Below are 18,125 nucleotides of genomic sequence, written 5' to 3'. Positions count from 1 at the left end.
TTTTGGTCGGGGGTCGGCATTGCCGGGGCCTCGGTGTTCGGCATGGTGGCTGCGGTTGCGGTCATTCCTGGCCCTGACGCCACGACGATCAACCAGAAGGCGGTCATCGAGAACCTGCTCGTTTCGCCCGAAGCCGAGATTCTTCCTGACGATGCGGCCTTTTTCCGCGAAGACCGCATCCAGCGCGGCGATACCCTCGCCTCGCTGCTGCAGCGTCTCAATATTGACGATCCGGAAGTCGCCGATCTGCTGCGGACCCACACGCTCGCGCAGAACGCAATGCGTCGCCTGACGCCGGGCGCCACGGTGCATGCGTCGATGACGGCCGGTGGCCGCGTGCTGACGCTCGCACTGCCCGGCAGTTCAAACGATCGGCAATTGCTGGTTGAGCGGCGTGACGGATCGATCGTGGTTCGCGACGTCGCGGTTGAGTTCGACACTCGCATCCAGGCCAAGTCCGCCGAGATCCGCAACTCGCTGTTCGGCGCGACCGACGAAGCGGGTCTGCCGGACTCCGTCGCAGTCGGGTTGGCCGAGATTTTCGGTTCGGAGATCGACTTCCATCGCGATTTGCGCCGCGGCGACCATTTCCGCGTGATCTACGAAGTGCTCTACCACCGTGGCATGCCGGTCAAGACCGGCCGGATTCTCGGGGCGGAGTTCGTCAACGACGGCCACCGCTACACCGCTGTGTGGAACGAGAACGGCGGTCGCGGCGACTACTACACCGCCGAGGGCAAGAGCCTCAAGCGCGGCTTCCTGCGCTCGCCGCTGGAGTTTTCCCGTGTCACTTCCGGCATGGGCATGCGGATGCACCCGATCTACGGCACGATGCGCGCACACAAGGGCGTCGACTACGGCGCACCGATCGGTACCCGCGTGCGCTCGACGGCCGACGGCACCGTGGAATTCGCCGGCCGCCAGGGCGGCTACGGCAATTTCATCGTGCTGCGGCACGCTGGCGGCATCACCACCGCCTACGGCCACTTGTCGCGCATCGATGTGCGCCAGGGCCAGCGTATCCACCAGGGCGACACGATCGGCGCCGTGGGCAATACGGGTTCCTCTACCGGCCCACATCTGCACTACGAATTCCGTGTCGCCGGCGAGCACAAGGATCCGCTCAAGGTCATCCTGCCCGATGCGCCGCCGCTGTCGGGCAGCGAACTGGCGCGTTTCCGCCAGCACAGCGCGACGATCATTGCGCAGCTGAACGACGCGGCGCCGACCTCTCGCGTCGCACGCGCGGAGTGAGCAAACAAACGACGCTGTTTGCCGGGCTGATGTCCGGCACCAGCCTTGATGGCGTGGATGCCGTGATCGCGGATTTCGCGACGCCGCATCCACGCGTCGTTTCCAACGCCTTCGTCCCCTACCCCTCAGACCTGCGCGACGCGCTGCTGGCGCTGAATGCCGCGGGGCACGACGAACTACGCCGTGCGTCAGAACTGTCAGTGCGCCTCGCAGCGCTCTACGCCGATGCCACCCAGGCCGCACTGCAAGCCGCAGGTTTAGCGGCGGAAGATGTTGCGGCGGTCGGCTGCCATGGCCAGACGGTTCGTCACCAGCCCGCGCTCGGCTACAGCCTGCAACTGAATCAACCCGCCTTGCTCGCAGAGCGTTGCGGCATCACGGTCGTTGCGGACTTCCGCAACCGCGATATCGCGGCGGGCGGACAGGGCGCACCGCTGGTGCCGGCTTTCCACGACCGCATCCTGCGCGATGCGCGCGAGCACCGCGTGGTGCTCAACGTGGGTGGCATCTCGAACGTAACCGACCTCGCACCGGGCCGCAGTACGCGTGGGTTCGATACCGGGCCGGGCAACATGCTGCTCGACGGTTGGGCCGCGCGGCATCTGGGCACGGCGTATGACGCAGGCGGAGCATGGGCCGCCCAGGGCGCGGTGCAGCCGGATCTGCTTCAGGCTCTGCTGGCCCACCCTTTCCTGGCCCAACCCGCACCAAAGAGCTGTGGGCGCGAGGAATTCAACCTCGACTGGCTCGATACGCTGGTACTAAGTCACCACATGGCGGTCGACGTACAGGCCACCTTGCTGGAACTGACCGCGCGCAGCATTCTGGATGCCACCTGGCGCGAATGCGGCCGCCCTGATGCGCTGCTGGTGTGCGGCGGTGGCGTGCATAACCTGAGCTTGATGAGGCGACTGACTTCGCTCGCTCCGGGCGTACGCGTCGCCTCGACAGCGGAACTGGGCGTATCGCCCGACTACCTTGAGGCGCTCGCGTTCGCATGGCTGGCGCAGTGCTGCCTTGCCGGCAGCGCGGGCAACCTGCCTGAGGTTACGGGGGCGCGCGGGCCGCGCGTGCTCGGCGCCATCTACCCTGCCTGAACGGATCCCGGCGCCGATGGGATCGCTCTGGATGCTCGTTGCGAGCCTGCTGTTCGCCTGCATGGGGGCCTGCGTCAAGCTCGGTGCGACGCGCTTCAATGCAGCCGAACTGGTGTTCTGGCGGGGTTTCGTATCGCTGCTGCTGATCGGTGCCTGGATCGCATGGCAACGACGCCCCGTGATGACGCCGATGTGGCGCACCCACCTTGCGCGCTCGGTATCCGGCTTCGTTGCGCTGGTGCTGTACTTCCTGGCCATCGTGACGCTGCCACTGGCGGCTGCCGTGACGCTCAACTACACCTCGCCGCTGTGGCTCGCGGCACTTGTCGCGATACTTGCGCATGAGCCGATGCGGCGCGGCATGTGGGGCGCGCTGGCAATCGGCCTGGCCGGCGTGGCGATGGTGCTCAAGCCCAGCATCGACCCGGCACTCTGGTACGGCGCGGTCTTCGGGCTGTGCTCCGGCGCGCTCTCGTCGGTGGCCTACCTGAACGTACGCAAGCTCGGCGAAGCCGGTGAGCCGGAATGGCGCACGGTGTTCTGGTTCTCGGCCGTGTGCGCCGCAGGCGGCCTGCCGTTCGCGCTGTTCAAACCACACGCTGGCGCATGGACGCTCACCGACGCCGCCATTCTGCTTGGCGTCGGCGGCTTTGGCGCACTCGCACAACTCGCCATGACGCGCGCCTACCGCTATGGCAAGACCCTGGTGGCGGCCTCCCTTTCTTACACCACGGTGGTGTTCGCCGCGATGTTTGGCGCAGCGATCTGGGGCGAGCGGCTGGACCCGCTCGCGCTGGTCGGGATCGTCGCGGTCGTGCTGTCGGGCGCGCTCGCCGGGCGGCTCTCGCGCAAACCCGCACCGCCGGCTGAAACGGACTGAACTGCGACGACGCGGGCACTAAATTGATGCCCCGCATTGAAGCGCCGCGTGCCCCGCGCGGATAATGGGCGTGTCCCATCCACAAGGAGTGCGTGATGATCACTGCAGAACTGCGTGACAACTGCGTCGAGGCAGTCGTGTTCGGAGAACTCACGCTGGCCGATTTCCGCCAGTTCGAGGCCCAGGTCGAAGCAGCGATCGGCACCGGGGCGCCGCTGCGCGCGCTGGTCGATTTGCGCGAGATGAATGGCCTTACGCTCGACGCCGCAATCGAGGACTACCGCTTCGCTCGCCGCTACAAGAACGAGGATGGCCGCATCGCGGTACTGACGACCAACGATCTCGATTCGATCGGTGCCTGGCTGGAGCAATCGTTGATCAACGCCGAGCTTCGGCTGTTCGACGACGAAATCATGGCCCGCGCCTGGCTGGCCGGAGAAACCGTCGAATGAGTACCTGGCACACGCTGGTCGAGGCGCCTGCACTCGCGGCGCGCCTCGGTGCGCCTTCGCTGGTGGTGTTCGATTGCCGCCACGACCTTGCGAAGCCGGGGTACGGCCGCGACGCATTCGCCAGTGGCCGCATCCCCTACGCCCGCTTCCTTCATCTCGACGACGATCTCTCTGGCCCCAAGACTGGCCGCAACGGCCGCCACCCGCTGCCTTCCGCGGAAGACTTCGTCGCCCTGATGCGAAGCCACGGCGTATCGGAGACGACGCAGGTCGTCGCCTACGACGACGCTGGCGGCATGTACGCGGCGCGCCTGTGGTGGATGCTGCGCTGGGTCGGGCATGACGCGGTGGCGGTGCTCGATGGCGGCTTCGCCGCCTGGCGAGACGCGGCGCTGCCGATCAGCACCGATGCACCGCTGAATCTGCCGCACGGCACGTTGAGCCTTCGCCCGGGCGTGGCAAGCGTCAGCGCCGACGATGTGTTGGCCAACCTGGCGTCGGCCGCGTTTCAGGTGGTCGACGCCCGCGCGCCGGATCGCTTCCGCGGTGAGAACGAGACGCTGGACCCGGTTGGCGGCCATATTCCAGGCGCGATCAACCGCTTCTTCCGCGACAACCTCGCGCCGGACGGCCGCTTCAAAACGCCGGCGCAACTCGCCGAGGAGTGGCGCAGCCGGCTTGGCGACCGACCCGTGGCGCAGCTGGTATGCCAGTGCGGATCCGGCGTTACCGCCTGCCACAACCTGCTGGCGCTCGAAGTCGCAGGTCTGAGCGGCGCGCGGCTCTATCCGGGATCGTGGAGCGAATGGTGCGCCGACCCGACGCGCCCGGTCGCGCAGGGCGACTGAGCGCCACGCCGCCCGATGCGTCGGCTGCCGCCGCTCGCCAACCTTGAAGCCTTTGATGCCGCCGCGCGCCTGGGCAGCTTCCTGGCCGCGGCGGAATCGCTTGCACTGACGCCCTCTGCGGTCAGTCACCGCATCCGCGCACTCGAAAACGCCCTTGGGCTGAGGCTCTTCGAGCGCCGCCACCGCAGCATCGCGCTTACCGCCGCCGGCGCCGCCTACCATGCGGAGGTCGCACCGGCGATCGATGCGCTCGCGCGCGCGACCGAACGCATCCATGCGGACGGGCACCGCGCGCTTTCGGTGTCGGTCGCGCCCGCCTTCGGGCGTGCCTGGCTGGTTGAGCGCCTCGCGGCCTATCAGACACTGCATCCGCAAATCGAATTTGCGCTGTCCACCTCGACACGGCTGGACCCGGTGCAGCGCGGCGAGGTCGATCTCGCGATTCGCTTCATCGAAGCGGTGCCAGCGGGCCTGGATGGCTGGAAGCTGTTCGACGAGGCGGTGTTCCCCGTCTGTCGCCCGGCGCAGGCGCGCGAACTCCAGCGAGCGTCGGACCTGCTCCACGCCCGCCTGATCCGGCACCCGCTGCTGTCGTGGGCGGCGTGGTTCGCCGCAGCCGGCGTGCAAGCCGCCGAGCCGACCGAAGGCCCGCGGTTTGACGACGGTGCGCTGATGCTGGACGCCTGCACCGCCGGCCAGGGCATCGCGCTCACCACCACCACGCTCGCCGCGCCGCTGCTGGCGAGCGGGCAATTGGTGAGGCCTTTCGCGACGGAGTTGGCGCAAGGTAGCTACTACCTGCTCGCCGCGCCGGGCGTGAATGACAAGCCGTGGGTGATCGCGTTCGCGCGCTGGCTTTGCGGCGCGGCACAGCACTCCACACCGTCCGCCTGAGGCTGCTCCGGCGCCAGGCGGGGCCTGCGTAGGCAGCGTTTGATCTGGCGCACTGTGATGGTGCTCAGATTGATCCACGGCAAGATTTTCCAGCCGCGCAAGACTAGTCTCGGCACTGACCGACGCCCCATCGCGCCAATACATAGACACAAGGGCGAGGTCTCGCGCAGCAACACCAACAGAGCGCGGTCGTGATCATCTGGTTCCTCGGGGGGGGTGCCATGTCCGACTTCGAAATCGTCGCACGCTCGGATTTTTCCGACGTGACCTTCTCGCTTGAAGTGCGCCATCCGCTGATGGCACGCGCCGCCAAGCCTGGCCAGTTCGTCATCGTGATGGAACACGAACACGGCGAACGCATCCCGCTCACGCTCGCGGACTTCGACCGCGACAAGGGCACGATCACGCTGGTGATCCAGGCGGTCGGCAAGACCACCCGCGAGATGCAGCAGAACTGCCGCGTCGGCACCCGCTTGCATGCGCTGGTCGGGCCGATGGGCATTCCGAGCCATATCGGCGCAGCCAAGAAGGTGATCTGCGTCGGCGGCGGGCTCGGCGTTGCGCCGATCTATCCGCAGGCCCGCGCCTACAAGGAAAGCGGCGCCTACGTGATCGGCGTGCTGGGCTTTCGCAACAAGGGGCTGATCTTCTGGGAGGACAAGTTCCGCGCCTGCTGCGACGAGCTGATCCTGTGCACCGACGACGGCTCGGCTGGCATCAAGGGCCTGGTCACCGAGGGCATCAAGCAATCGATCAGCGCACACGCCGACATCGACGAAGTCGTTGCGATCGGCCCGCCGATCATGATGAAAGGCTGCGCCGAGGCGACCCGCCCCTTCGGCATCAAGACCATGGTCAGCCTCAATCCGGTGATGGTGGACGGCACCGGCATGTGTGGCGGCTGCCGCGTGAAGATTGGCGAGGTGGTCAAGTTCGCCTGTGTCGACGGGCCGGACTTCGACGGCCACCTGGTCGACTTCGATGACCTGATGGCCCGTCTGGGCCGCTTCCGCCCCACCGAAAAAGCCGCGCTCGAGGCGTGGCAGGAGAGCTGCCGCCTGCGTGGCGGCGCCGGACACTGAACCCGTCTCTCGCCACCGCGAGCAGGAGGCCAGCATGGCCAAGAGAAAGACGATCCGCACCATTCCGCAGGCGCGGACGCCGATGCCGGAACAGGCGCCGGAGATCCGCATCACCAATTTCGATGAGGTCGCCTGCGGCTACCGGCTGGAGGACGCGCTGCTCGAAGCCGAGCGCTGCCTCGACTGCCCCGACCAGCCTTGCGTGCGCGGCTGCCCGGTCGGCATCGACATCCCCGGCTTCATCCGCAAGATCGCCGAGAAGAACTTCCACGGCGCCTACGACGTGATCACCGACACCAACCTGCTGCCCAGCGTCTGCGGCCGGGTGTGTCCGCAGGAGAGCCAGTGCGAAGGCGTGTGCACCGTCGGCGAGCGGCTGGAGCCGGTGGCGATCGGGCGGCTGGAGCGCTTCATCGGCGACAGGGCGATCGCCGAAGGCTGGACCAACCTGCCCTACATCGAGCGCAACCGGCACAAGGTGGGCGTCGTTGGCTCGGGGCCGGCCGGCATGGCCTGCGCCGCCGACATGGCCAAGGCGGGCTGCGAGGTCACGGTGTTCGAAGCCTTCCAGGAACCGGGCGGCGTGCTCAAGTACGGCATCCCGGATTTCCGCCTGCCCAACAGCGTGGTCGATGCGGAGATCGAAAAGCTGCGTCAGCTGGGCATCCGCTTCGAGTGCAACACCCTGGTCGGCCGCCTGTTCACGCTCGAACAGATGATGGGCGAGATGGGTTTCTCGGCGGTGTTCGTCGGCACCGGTGCGGGCTACCCCAGCTTCATGGGCATCCCCGGCGAATCGCTCGGCGGCGTGCTGTCGGCCAACGAATGGCTGACCCGCTGCAACCTGATGCACGGCCGCGACTTCCCCGCCTACGACACGCCACTGCAGCCGGGCAAGCATGTCGCGGTGATCGGCGCCGGCAACACCGCGATGGACGCGATGCGCGTTGCGCTGCGGGTGGGCGCCGAGAAGGTCACCTGCGTGTATCGCCGCAGCGCCGCCGAAGCGCCGGCCCGCGCCGAAGAGATCCACCATGCGCAGCAGGAAGGCATCGACTTCCAGTGGCTGACCAGCCCGGTTGAACTGATCGGCGATGAGCAGCACCGGGTGCGCGCGATGCGCTGCGAACGCATGGAACTGGGCGAGCCGGATGCCTCCGGCCGCCGCCGCCCGGTACCGGTTGCAGGCAGCGCATTCGAGATCGAGTGCGACATGGTGGTGTTCGCGATCGGCACCAACGCCAACCCGATCCTCGGCCAGACCTCCGGCCTCAAACTCGACAAGCGCGGCTACATCTGGACCGACGACACACTCGCCACCTCGATCGCCGGGGTGTTCGCCGGCGGCGACATCGTCACCGGCGCGGCAACGGTGATCCAGGCCATGGGCGCCGGCCGCCGCGCCGCACGCGCGATGAAGGCCTATCTGGGCCTGCGTGACACCGATGCGGTGTACCTCGCCGCGCCCACCGACCCCGCCGAACGCCTGTTCGGCATCCCGCGCCGCGAACGCGGCTTCGCCCGCGTGCACTTGCCGGAGACCGCCTCATGAGCGCCACCGCCACCCTGGATCGTCCGTCGAGCACCGCATCGCGCGCCGCCGTGCCGCTCGCCGAGCACATCATCGAAGTGATCAGCGATTCCGGCGAGGGCGCGCAGCGCTGCGGGCAATCGCTGGCCGCCATCGCCGCCCGCATGGGTAACGGCATCTGGACGACCGAGATCATCCCGGCCGAGATCCAGCCGCCGGCGCGCAGCGTGGCGGGCGCCAGCGGCATCCGCATCCGCATCGGCGCGCAGCGCGTCACCAACGGCGGCGACCAGACCGAACTGGTGGTCGCTTTCAACGAACAGGTGCTGATCGGCCGCGTGCGTGCCGGCGAGCTCAAGCCGGGCGCGACGATCCTGCTCGAATCGATGTGGCGCAGCCACCGCGATCCGGCGATCGTCGCCTCCTACACCGAAACGGTGGAGGCGCTGCGGCGCGACGGTTTCGATGTGCACGAAGTGCCGCTGGAAGAACGCTGCCGCGAACTGGTGAGCGACCCGCGCAAGGGCAAGAACATGTTCGTGCTGGGCATCCTGTGCAACCTGTACGGCTTCGATGCACGGCTGGCGCGCGAGCAGATCGCGCGCATCTTCGGCAAGAAAGATGCGAAGGTGATCGAGAGCAACGTGATGCTCTACGAAGCCGGCGCCGCCTGGGGCGAGGCCAACCTGCCCTTGCGCTACCGCATCCCGGCGCAGCGATCCGATGTGCCGCAGATCGTGGTGAACGGCAACACCGCCATCGCACTGGGCGTGATCGCATCCGGCATGGATATCTGCGCGATGTACCCGATCACGCCGGCGACTTCGGCCTCGCACTACCTGAGCGAGGTCTTCGAGAAAGTTGGCGGGCTGGTGCATCAGGCGGAAGACGAGATCGCCGCCTGCGCCTTCGCGATTGGCGCGAGCTACGCCGGCAAGTGCGCGGTGACGATCACCTCCGGCCCCGGCTTCTCGCTCAAGCAGGAGGCGATGGGCCTTGCGGTGATGGCGGAAATTCCGCTGGTGGTGGTGAACGTGCAGCGCGGCGGCCCCAGCACCGGGCAGCCGACCAAGGTGGAACAGGGCGACCTGCTTACCGCCATCTACGGCAGCCATGGCGACGCGCCAAAAGTGGTGATGGCACCCTGCTCAATCGAGGATTGCTTCTACTCGATCATTACCGCGCGTAAGATCGCGGAGACCTTCGGCATGGTCGTTGTGGTGCTCTCCGACGCCAGCCTCGCCACCGCACAGCAACCCTTCCCGCGGCCTCAGTTCAGCGAAGACTGGCTCGCGCCACCGGTGGATCAGACCCCCGTCCCGCCCGGTGCCAAGCCCTACGACTGGGATCCGGTCACCGGCCTCTCGCGCCGCTTCCAGCCAGGCCAGCCGGGTGGCATGCACACGCTGACCGGGCTCGCGCACGACCGCAACAGCCGTGTCGCCTATGACCCGGCGATCAATGAAGAGGGTCTGCGCGCGCGCAGCCTCAAACTCGCGGCGCTGCAAAAGACCTTGAAGGCGCCCACCGTCTTTGGCGGTGATTCGGGCGACATGCTGCTCGTAGGCTGGGGTAGCACGATGGGCGCGATCGAGGAAGCAGTCACCCGCCTGCGCAAGGAAGGCCTCGCGGTGTCGGCGATGCACCTGCGCTTCATCCAGCCGATGCCCTCGGGCATCCGCGAGATCTTCAAGCGCTTCAGGCATGTGATGACGATCGAGGGCAACTGGTCGGACAAGCCCACCGACGAACTGATCGACGAGGACAACCGCCGCTACTCGGCGCTGGCAATGATGCTGCGCGCGCGCTTCCTGGTCGATGTCGATTGCTGGAGCGAGGCCCGCGGCCAGCCGATCAAACCCGGCGACATCTGCCGCGTGGTGCGGAAAGCGATGCAACGCAAGGAGCGCGAATCATGAGCGGACTCTTGAGCCAGTGCGTGATCAAGCTGCATGAGGCGCACCATGCGCTGGAGGACTATCAGGGCGGCGTGCCGCGCTGGTGCAACGGTTGCGGCGACAACGCGATCCTCACCGCGATGCAGCGCCTGTGCAGCGAAGAGGATCTGGCGCCGGAAAACACGGTGTTCGTTTCCGGCATCGGCTGCTCCAGCCGGCTGCCGCACTACATGAAGACCTACGGCTTCCACGGCATCCACGGCCGCGCTTTCCCGGTAGCCGAGGGCATCAAGATGGCGCGGCCGGATCTGAACGTGTTCGTCAGCACCGGCGACGGCGACTGCTGCAGCATCGGCGCGGCGCACTGGATCCACGCGCTGCGCTACAACATGAACATCACCGTGGTGCTGCACGACAACCATGTCTATGGGCTGACCAAGAAGCAGGCCTCGCCCACCTCGCCGCGTGGCCTGAAGACCAACACCACACCCTTCGGCGCCACGCTGGAGCCAATGAACCCGCTGACCGTATCGCTCGGCGTGCAGGGCGCGTCGTTCGTAGCGCAGGCGGTGGATTGGGTGCCGGAAGTGCTCTACGACATCCTGCATGCCGCCTACCGGCATGAGGGCTTCTCGCTGGTGCGGGTGCTGCAGCGCTGCCCGGAATTCATGCCCAAGTCCTTCGACCCGTGGCTGCACGACCCGATGCGCACGATGATGCTGACGCACGCAAAAGGCATTCAGCTGAGCGCATCGCTCGCGAAGGTGTACCGCAACCACTGCGAGCACGACCCGATCAACCTCGACCGTGCGCGGCAACTTGCCTCGCTGGAAGACCCGATCCCGGTCGGCATCCTCTACTGCAACCCGGACGCCCCGCGCTACGAGAACCTGCGCCACGCCGGCCAACTGCGATCCCCCGCGGCGATACAAGCCGGGCTGGAACGCGAGATGGACAAATACACCGTGTGGCCCGACAGCGAAACCGCGCCCGCCACCTGACCCGGAGCCTGTGATGGACATGCATGCCAAGCATCAGGATCAACTGGTCTTCCACCTCACCGGCCGCGTCCAGGGCAATGCGCTCGCCAGCATCGACGGCACGGATCTGCGCCCTGCCCTGCTGGCGCCCTATCGCGACCTCGACGCCCTGCGTCACGACTTTCCGCTGGTGCTCGATCCGCAGGGCGAAGGCGGCGATTGCGTGCACACGCTCGCCGCGCTGGTCGACGACATGTTGCAGAAGGTGGCGCCGCGCGGCTTCGAAGGCGAACGCCTGCGTCGCCATGCGCTGCAGCTGGAAACCGCGATCCGCCGTGCAGTGTCTGGCGGCGCCCGTGGCACCCTGAGCGATTTGTGGGATGCCGCAGCCGCACAACTCGGCGCAGCAGAGGACGACACGCTGGAACAGGTGCTGATGCACGCCGGCAGCGCAGTCGCCTGCGATGGCGAGGTGATCGGCTGCACACAGGACGCGCCGGCACAGCTCCTCACCCACGCCTGGCGCATCGCCACCCGCGCCAAGTCGCGCCAGTTCCACGCTACCGCCAGCCGCCTGGTGCAGAAACTGTCGGACATCCTGCGCGCGGCGCACAGCCACTCCCAATCCGGCCGCACGCCGCAAAGCCTGATGGCCGCCCTCGGTGCGCCGCACCAGGCGCAGTTCGACTTCGAGGCGCTCTCGCGCGTGATCGGCAAGGGCGTGCCGCGCGACGAACTGCCGGCGCCGCGCCGCGCGCGCATCGAGCACGCCTTGAAGACACTTGAAACCCAACGTTTCTTCGCCCCCCCAGGGGAGGAAGACGACGCGCCGAGCCGCTACGAATTTGCCTTCGACAATTGCGCTGCCGCCGCGCAGGCCTACCGTGAGCGCCTGCCCGCGCTGGCCAAAGTGGTGCGCGCGATAGGCATCGCCGAGCTTGAAATCACCGGCGCCTACAACGAAACCGAGCACGACCTGATCTTCGCGGCACTCGACGAACACGCGCTGACCGCCGAAGACCTTGCCCGCTTCCCGGACTACCTCGTCTGCATTCCACCGGCGCAGAACGACGCGGCAGACAACGCCATGCTGATCGACCTGCTCTCCGCGGGGATGCCTTTGAAGGTGCTGGTGGAAACCGCAGATCTGCTCGACGACGCCTCGATCGGCACCGGTCATTTCGCCTTCGGCGTACGCGGTGCGCGTCTCGCCACCACCGCCATGGGGCTGGGCGGCATGTTCGTGCTGCAGACCGCGGTGGCCAACTTGTACGCCTTGCGCGATCGCATGATGCGCGGCGTCTCGTGCGCCGGGCCGGCACTGTTCAGCGTGTTCGCCAGCCCTGCAGGTCAAGGCAGCCTGCCGCCTTACCTCGCGGCCGCCGCGGCGATGCAGTCGCGCGCCTTTCCCGCCTTCAGCTACGACGCCGCGGCGGGCAGCAACTGGGCAACCCGCTTCTCGCTCGAAAACAACCCGCGAGCCGAAGACGACTGGTCGATCGAAACCATCGACTACGCCGACAACACCCTTCAGCGCCAATCAGTGCGACACGCGTTCACTTTTGCGGACTTCGTGCTGTGCGACCCACGCCATGCCGCGCACTTCGCCCTGGTCCGACCCAGCGACTGGCACGACGGCATGCTGCCGGTGGCCGACTGGCTCGCGCTCGATGAAGCCGACGCCAGCCAGCACGCGCCCTACCTGCTGGCGGTCGACGAAACCGACACCCTGCAACGGGTGATCGTTGACGCACGCTTGATGCAGGCAACCCGCCGTTGCCTGCTGCTGTGGCGCCGCTTGCAGGAACACGCCGGCGTGCACGACTCCTACGCCGAACGCATCCTCGCCGGTGCAGTTCCGGCACCGATGCCTTCAGCCGAAGCACCCGCGACACCGCCGGCAGCGACGCCAGAAGCCCCGGAACCGGAAGCGCCGGCAGCATCCGAACATTCCCGCGACGAAGCCTGGATCGAGACCGCCCGATGCCCCAGTTGCAACGAGTGCCAGAACATCAACCCGCGGATGTTTGCGTACGACGCCAACAAGCAGGCCTACATCAAGGACATCACTGCCGGCACCTATCGGCAACTGGTTGAAGCGGCGGAGAGCTGCCAGGTCGCGATCATCCATCCGGGCGCCCCGCGTGACCCCAACGAGCCGGATCTGGAGGCCTTGCTGGCCAGGGCGGAGCCCTTCCGCTAGTGCGCGCAGCGCCGCCTTGCGGCGGCAGGCAAACCTGTTTGCTAGGCGCGGCGTGTGCTGAGCGTGTCGCCGGACTTCATGCCCATCGGCTCGGCTTCACTCACTGGAACGACGTTCTCGTCCCAGCACTTGCCGCATTTCTTCGAGGGCGTCGGCTTTCTCGTTTTCCAGCGATATCCGCATGCGTGGCAAAGCATATGGCCATACCACTTGCGTGGGTTCCTGCGGAACATGAACGCCACCCCGGCCGCCAGCGCGACGGAGATGGCGAAGATGATGGCGAATGCAAACATGGATAGGTTCAACCGATGCTGTAGCGAGTCAGAGGATGCAAGTGTCCCGTGAGACACGCAGTCTGCCGATCAATTCCAAGAAAATCGTCAGAAGTTGTATCACCGGCCGAGTCAGCTCGCCCGAGGCGGACGAACGCGGCTGGATTTGTGGCGCGAAGTGACAAGGGTCTAAAGGCGAATTCGCGTCCCACACCGTGGGACGCGCCGACAACGCCGCGCAACGGCGTAGACTGCGATCAGTCCGGACCCTGAATGCCTGCCGACTGCGAGCGTGCCATGACACACGAAGCCACCCGATTCCCGCTTGAAGGCGGCTGTGACTGCCGACAGATCCGCTACCGCATGGAAACCGCGCCACTTTTCGTGCACTGCTGTCACTGCCGCTGGTGCCAGCGTGAAAGCGGCGCTTCGTTTGCGCTGAACGCGATGATCGAGTCGAGCCGGCTCAGCTTGCTGAGCGGCACGCCAGAACTGGTGCAGACGCCTTCGCTGAGCGGCTACGGCCAGCAGATTGCGCGCTGCCCCAGCTGCCGGATTGCGCTGTGGAGCCACTATGCCGGCGCAGGGCCGCTGATCAGCTTCGTGCGCGTGGGCACCTTGGACGAACCGGACCATTTGCCACCCGATATCCACATCTTCGCCGCAAGCAAGCAGCCTTGGCTGGTGCTGCCGCCGGATGCCCTGGTGGTGCCCGAATACTACGATCGCGATCAGTGCTGGCCGGCGGAAAGCCTTGCACGGCGCGAAGCGATCCTGCCGCAACTGGAAGCGTACCGGGCAAGCCTGAAGCCGCCTGGCGGCTGATGTTCGCTGCAGAAGGCAATCGCGGCACTAAGCCCCGCGCGCCATGTCGAACGCATGGCGCTGACGTGTAAGCAATTCAATCTTCGGCGCGCCGTGCCGTTATGGTTGCGTGGCACCCACTGCTGCCGGCGTGTGCATCGCGCCGCGCACCCTTGCAGCAGATTGCTTCCGTAATCGCAACGCAGGATCGACTGATGAACGACGCAAGCCCGCTGGTCCCCCCTAACACCGTTCCAGCGGATATGTACGCGACGCTGTTCGACAACCTGATCAACGGGCTGGCGTACTGCCGAGCGGAATACGAAGGCGACACCGCGGTCGATTTCATCTACCTGCTGGTGAATGAGGCGTTCTGCCGGCAAACCGGGCTGCCCGATGTAACCGGCCGACGTGCATCCGAAGCGATACCCGGCATCACGCAAACCGACCGCGCACTGATCGAACGCTACGGCCGCGTTGCGCGGGGGGGCGCTGCGGAACGCTTCGAGCATTACGTCGAAGCGCTGAAGATGTGGTTCTCGATCTCGGTGTTCAGCCCGGCGCCGGATCATTTCATTGCGGTATTCGACGTCATCACCGAACGCAAGAACGCCGAACTGGCGTTGCGCCAGAGCGAGCGTCGCCTGGCACGCGTCATTGAAGGTTCGGATCAGGGCTTCTGGGAGTGGAATCTGCAGACCGGGGAGTTCTCGGTTTCACCGCGCTTCGAAACCATGCTGGGCTACGCACCCGGCGAGATGAAGCTCGATCCGGCGAACTGGCCCGCCTATGTTGATCCGGACGATCTGCGACTGGCGCACGAATCGATCCGCCGGCACACCGAAGGCGCGATTCCGGCACACGAAGTCGAACTCCGAATGCTCACGAAGTCGGGCGCGTGGCATTGGGTGCTGACCTGCGGTCGGGTGGTGGAGCGCGACGCCGCGGGCAACCCGACGATGATGTCGGGCACGCATACCGATATCCACCAGAAGAAGCAGGCCGAACTGGCGTTGCGGCAAGCCGCCGCGGTGTATGAGAACACCCAGGAAGGCGTGCTGATCACCGATGCCGACGGCCATATCGTGTCGGTCAACCGCGCCTTCACCGCGATGACCGGCTACACGCTCGACGAAGTGCTCGGCATGACCGCATCGATACTGAAGTCCGGGCGTCACGATGCGGTCTTCTTTGCCGCGATGTGGGCCGAGATAGCGGCGACCGGCCGCTGGCAGGGCGAGCTGTGGAACCGGCGCAAGAACGGCGAGATCTATCCGCAGCTGACCAGCATCAGTGCGGTGCGCGACGGGCGTGGCCATGTGTCGCGCTACGTCGGCGTGCTGACCGACATCTCGGCGATCAAGGCCTCGGAGGAGCGGCTGGAGTTTCTCGCCCACCACGATCCACTGACCAACCTGCCCAACCGGCTGACGCTGTTCTCGCGCATCGAACGCGCGATGAAGGTGGCCAAGCGCGAGGGGCATTCGACCGCGCTGTTGATGCTCGATCTCGACCGCTTCAAGGACGTGAATGACAGCTTCGGGCATCTCGTGGGCGACAGTCTGCTGCAACGCGTGGCGGAAGGCCTGCGCTGCCGGCTGCGCGAAGTCGATACGCTGAGCCGGCTGGGCGGCGACGAGTTCACGATCCTGCTCGAAAAGCTGCACCGCCCGGACGATGCATCCCGGGTGGCGGAAGACATCCTCGACACACTGCGAACCCCTTGGACACTGCCAGGCGGATCACAGCTACGTGTATCGGCAAGCATTGGCATTGCCCACTACCCCGGCTCCGCCGTTTCGCCCGAAGAACTGCTGCAGCAGGCCGATGCCGCGATGTACCGCGCCAAGCGCGAGGGCCGCGGCCGCTACCACTATTTTTCGCAAGATCTCACGCACGCCGCGCGTGCCCGCCTTGAATTGGAAAGTGCCCTGCGCAGCGCTATCGAAAACGGCGAACTGCGCGCCTACTTCCAGCCGCAGATCGACATCCGGAGCGGCCACCTTGTCGGCGCAGAAGCGCTGGTGCGCTGGCACAAGAATGGCGACCGGGTAATCGCGCCGGACGCCTTCATCCCGCTCGCCGAAGAGACCGGGCTGATCGTGCCGCTGGGCGAATGGATGCTGCGGGAAGCCTGCCATCAGGCCAGCAGTTGGCCAGCGCGCCGCGGCAACCCGCTGGGGGTGGCGGTGAACGTGGCGGCAGCACAGATCCGCCGCGCCGATTTCGCCGATATGGTGCTGGGCATCCTGGCTGGCAGCGGCCTGCCGCCCGAACGCCTGGAGCTCGAACTGACCGAATCCTCGTTGCAGGGGGAGGAAGATGCGGGCCTCGCACAACTCGCGCGCCTGCGCGACGCCGGTGTGCGCATCGCGATCGACGATTTCGGCACTGGCTACTCGTCGCTCGCCTACCTGAAACGCTTGCCGCTGGATGTGCTGAAGATCGACCGCAGCTTCGTCGAACATGTGGTCAACCGGCGCGACGATCGCGAGATCGTGACCGCCATCGTGCAGATCGGCCGCACACTCGGGTTCAAGGTCATCGCCGAGGGCGTCGAAACGCAGGCGCAGCTCGACATCCTCGATGGTCTCGCCTGCGACCTGTACCAGGGCTACCTCTGCAGCAAGCCTCTGCCGGCCGAAGATTTCATGGCCTTCGCCAAGCACGGCACCGCGCTCGGTAACCGCAGCCCGCAGTAAGGCCGGTGAGCCCCCGCAGGTGCCGGCACGACGCGCCCGCACCTCACCCACCCGCGGCATGCGCCGTGTTCGAGTGAAATTCCCTCACCCCAAGCCGCACGCTTTTCGTTCGACCCCGCACCACGCCGCCGGCAAAGTGGCCCTACCCCGCACACCGGTGCCGCCACAGCCCTCCAGTACCCCGAGCTGATTCGCACCGCCCGCCGCCCAACCCGGGTCGGCCCGTTTGCCCGCCTTGGCGCGGGCGATTCCCGGATCGCTTTGGAGTGAACGAAATGAAACTGTCGGAACGTGATGGCTGGATCTGGCTGGATGGTGAATGGCTACGCTGGCGCGACGCAACGGTGCACCTGGGCACCCACACCTTGCATTACGGACTGGGCTGCTTTGAAGGCATCCGCTGCTATGCAGGTGCCGATGGCGCGGCGATCTTCCGCCTTGACGAGCATCTGGCACGCCTCGAAGGCTCCGCCCGCCTGCTCGGCATCGAAATCCCGTTCAGCCGCGCAGCACTGCACGAAGCCTGCGTTGAAGCAATGCGCCGCAACGGCCTCACTGAAGGCTATTTGCGCCCGTTGGTGTTCCTTGGCGATGAGCGCCTCGGCATGGACCCCGCCGGCTTGTCGGTGCGCGTTGGCGTGATGGCGATGCCCTGGGGCCGCTACCTCGGCGCCGATGCGCTGACGCACGGGGTGCGGGTGAAGGTGTCGACCTGGGCACGGCAGCACCCCAACGCCTACCCGTGCCGCGCCAAGGCGATCGGCGGCTACACCACGGCGATCCTGGCGGCGCGGGAAGCGCGTGCGGATGGCTACGATGAAGCGGTGCTGCTGGATACCGAAGGCTTTGTCGCCGAAGGGCCGGGCGAGAATGTCTTCATCGTGCGCGGTGGCGAAATCCTGGAACCGGAGGTGACCGTCGCGCTCGACGGCATCACCCGCCGCACGCTGCATGCGCTGGCGGCTGACCTGGGCTACCCGGTGCGCGCTGCGCGCCTGACGCGCGACGACCTCGTGCTGGCAGACGAACTCTTCTTCTGCGGCACCGCGGTCGAAGTGACGCCGATCGTTGAAGTGGATCGCCGCCGTGTCGGCGATGGCACGCCGGGCCCGATCACGCGTGCGCTGCAGTCGCGCTACTTCGCCTGCGTGAAGGGTGAAGTGCCGGCACACGCCGACTGGCTGACGCCGATCAGATGACGTCCGCAGTAACCAGCGCCCCCTCGATC

At 66.6% G+C, this 18,125-nt stretch carries 15 protein-coding genes; 14 read left to right on the top strand and 1 reads right to left on the bottom strand.

Features of this window, described 5'->3' with window-relative positions; all coding sequences use genetic code 11:
* Positions 1-42 precede the first annotated feature (42 nt).
* The 11 genes from JY500_RS07220 to JY500_RS07170 all read left to right on the top strand — a co-directional run bounded on the left by JY500_RS07220 (position 43) and on the right by JY500_RS07170 (position 13,119).
* Positions 43-1,254 carry a M23 family metallopeptidase gene (locus JY500_RS07220; RefSeq protein WP_206255754.1) on the top strand — a complete coding sequence of 404 codons (1,212 nt, stop codon included), beginning with the start codon at positions 43-45 and terminating at the stop codon, positions 1,252-1,254.
* The gene (locus JY500_RS07215; protein ID WP_246479819.1) at positions 1,251-2,351 is read left to right on the top strand and encodes an anhydro-N-acetylmuramic acid kinase; all 1,101 of its coding nucleotides are present in this window, start codon (positions 1,251-1,253) and stop codon (positions 2,349-2,351) included. The genes JY500_RS07220 and JY500_RS07215 overlap by 4 nt, the downstream gene beginning before the upstream one ends.
* Before the next feature lie 16 nt (positions 2,352-2,367).
* Positions 2,368-3,231, top strand: a complete 864-nt coding sequence (locus JY500_RS07210; protein ID WP_206255752.1) for a DMT family transporter — start codon at positions 2,368-2,370, stop codon at positions 3,229-3,231.
* Between the two features lie 95 nt (positions 3,232-3,326).
* Positions 3,327-3,683, top strand: a complete 357-nt coding sequence (locus JY500_RS07205; RefSeq protein ID WP_172205089.1) for a SpoIIAA family protein — start codon at positions 3,327-3,329, stop codon at positions 3,681-3,683.
* On the top strand, positions 3,680-4,531 hold the full coding sequence (locus tag JY500_RS07200; RefSeq protein ID WP_206255750.1) for a sulfurtransferase: 852 nt from the start codon (positions 3,680-3,682) through the stop codon (positions 4,529-4,531). Before JY500_RS07205 ends, JY500_RS07200 begins: the two co-directional genes overlap by 4 nt.
* 15 nt (positions 4,532-4,546) lie before the next feature.
* Positions 4,547-5,425, top strand: a complete 879-nt coding sequence (locus JY500_RS07195; RefSeq protein WP_206255748.1) for a LysR substrate-binding domain-containing protein — start codon at positions 4,547-4,549, stop codon at positions 5,423-5,425.
* A 221-nt stretch (positions 5,426-5,646) separates the two neighbouring features.
* The gene (locus JY500_RS07190; protein WP_183638480.1) at positions 5,647-6,507 is read left to right on the top strand and encodes a sulfide/dihydroorotate dehydrogenase-like FAD/NAD-binding protein; all 861 of its coding nucleotides are present in this window, start codon (positions 5,647-5,649) and stop codon (positions 6,505-6,507) included.
* Between the two features lie 34 nt (positions 6,508-6,541).
* On the top strand, positions 6,542-8,059 hold the full coding sequence (gene gltA, locus JY500_RS07185; RefSeq protein WP_206255747.1) for an NADPH-dependent glutamate synthase: 1,518 nt from the start codon (positions 6,542-6,544) through the stop codon (positions 8,057-8,059).
* A complete protein-coding gene (locus tag JY500_RS07180) occupies positions 8,056-9,957 on the top strand; it encodes a 2-oxoacid:acceptor oxidoreductase subunit alpha (protein ID WP_206255745.1) in 1,902 nt (633 codons plus the stop codon). Before gltA ends, JY500_RS07180 begins: the two co-directional genes overlap by 4 nt.
* Positions 9,954-10,937, top strand: coding sequence for a thiamine pyrophosphate-dependent enzyme (locus JY500_RS07175; RefSeq protein ID WP_172205102.1), 984 nt, complete (start codon positions 9,954-9,956; stop codon positions 10,935-10,937). The genes JY500_RS07180 and JY500_RS07175 overlap by 4 nt, the downstream gene beginning before the upstream one ends.
* A gap of 13 nt (positions 10,938-10,950) precedes the next feature.
* Complete coding sequence (locus tag JY500_RS07170) at positions 10,951-13,119, top strand: ferredoxin (RefSeq protein WP_206255744.1); 2,169 nt, start codon at positions 10,951-10,953, stop codon at positions 13,117-13,119.
* A 41-nt stretch (positions 13,120-13,160) separates the two neighbouring features.
* Here JY500_RS07170 and JY500_RS07165 read toward each other — a convergent pair whose 3' ends face one another.
* The gene (locus JY500_RS07165; protein ID WP_172205107.1) at positions 13,161-13,412 is read right to left on the bottom strand and encodes a hypothetical protein; all 252 of its coding nucleotides are present in this window, start codon (positions 13,410-13,412) and stop codon (positions 13,161-13,163) included.
* A 276-nt stretch (positions 13,413-13,688) separates the two neighbouring features.
* Between JY500_RS07165 and JY500_RS07160 the strand changes: the two genes are divergently transcribed.
* The 3 genes from JY500_RS07160 (at position 13,689) to JY500_RS07150 (ending at position 18,096) form a co-directional block, all read left to right on the top strand.
* Positions 13,689-14,216, top strand: coding sequence for a GFA family protein (locus JY500_RS07160; protein ID WP_206255743.1), 528 nt, complete (start codon positions 13,689-13,691; stop codon positions 14,214-14,216).
* Between the two features lie 194 nt (positions 14,217-14,410).
* Positions 14,411-16,897 carry a sensor domain-containing protein gene (locus JY500_RS07155; RefSeq protein WP_206255742.1) on the top strand — a complete coding sequence of 829 codons (2,487 nt, stop codon included), beginning with the start codon at positions 14,411-14,413 and terminating at the stop codon, positions 16,895-16,897.
* A 275-nt stretch (positions 16,898-17,172) separates the two neighbouring features.
* Positions 17,173-18,096, top strand: coding sequence for a branched-chain amino acid transaminase (locus JY500_RS07150; RefSeq protein WP_206255741.1), 924 nt, complete (start codon positions 17,173-17,175; stop codon positions 18,094-18,096).
* Positions 18,097-18,125: the final 29 nt, after the last annotated feature.

The sequence above is a fragment of the Niveibacterium microcysteis genome (assembly GCF_017161445.1).
In the GTDB taxonomy this organism is placed as follows: Bacteria; Pseudomonadota; Gammaproteobacteria; order Burkholderiales; family Rhodocyclaceae; genus Niveibacterium; species Niveibacterium microcysteis.
The sequence above is the reverse complement of the archived record's forward strand: the minus strand, read 5'-3'. Positions and strand labels throughout refer to the sequence as shown.

Excerpts from the sequence above, each read along its gene's own strand:
- JY500_RS07160 (WP_206255743.1), top strand. The coding sequence starts at position 13,689 with ATGACACACGAAGCCACCCGATTCCCGCTTGAAGGCGGCTGTGACTGC.
- JY500_RS07165 (WP_172205107.1), bottom strand. The coding sequence starts at position 13,412 with ATGTTTGCATTCGCCATCATCTTCGCCATCTCCGTCGCGCTGGCGGCC.
- JY500_RS07210 (WP_206255752.1), top strand. The coding sequence starts at position 2,368 with ATGGGATCGCTCTGGATGCTCGTTGCGAGCCTGCTGTTCGCCTGCATG.
- JY500_RS07205 (WP_172205089.1), top strand. The coding sequence starts at position 3,327 with ATGATCACTGCAGAACTGCGTGACAACTGCGTCGAGGCAGTCGTGTTC.
- JY500_RS07190 (WP_183638480.1), top strand. The coding sequence starts at position 5,647 with ATGTCCGACTTCGAAATCGTCGCACGCTCGGATTTTTCCGACGTGACC.
- JY500_RS07195 (WP_206255748.1), top strand. The coding sequence starts at position 4,547 with ATGCGTCGGCTGCCGCCGCTCGCCAACCTTGAAGCCTTTGATGCCGCC.
- JY500_RS07175 (WP_172205102.1), top strand. The coding sequence starts at position 9,954 with ATGAGCGGACTCTTGAGCCAGTGCGTGATCAAGCTGCATGAGGCGCAC.
- JY500_RS07200 (WP_206255750.1), top strand. The coding sequence starts at position 3,680 with ATGAGTACCTGGCACACGCTGGTCGAGGCGCCTGCACTCGCGGCGCGC.
- gltA (WP_206255747.1), top strand. The coding sequence starts at position 6,542 with ATGGCCAAGAGAAAGACGATCCGCACCATTCCGCAGGCGCGGACGCCG.
- JY500_RS07150 (WP_206255741.1), top strand. The coding sequence starts at position 17,173 with ATGAAACTGTCGGAACGTGATGGCTGGATCTGGCTGGATGGTGAATGG.
- JY500_RS07170 (WP_206255744.1), top strand. The coding sequence starts at position 10,951 with ATGGACATGCATGCCAAGCATCAGGATCAACTGGTCTTCCACCTCACC.
- JY500_RS07155 (WP_206255742.1), top strand. The coding sequence starts at position 14,411 with ATGAACGACGCAAGCCCGCTGGTCCCCCCTAACACCGTTCCAGCGGAT.
- JY500_RS07180 (WP_206255745.1), top strand. The coding sequence starts at position 8,056 with ATGAGCGCCACCGCCACCCTGGATCGTCCGTCGAGCACCGCATCGCGC.
- JY500_RS07220 (WP_206255754.1), top strand. The coding sequence starts at position 43 with ATGGTGGCTGCGGTTGCGGTCATTCCTGGCCCTGACGCCACGACGATC.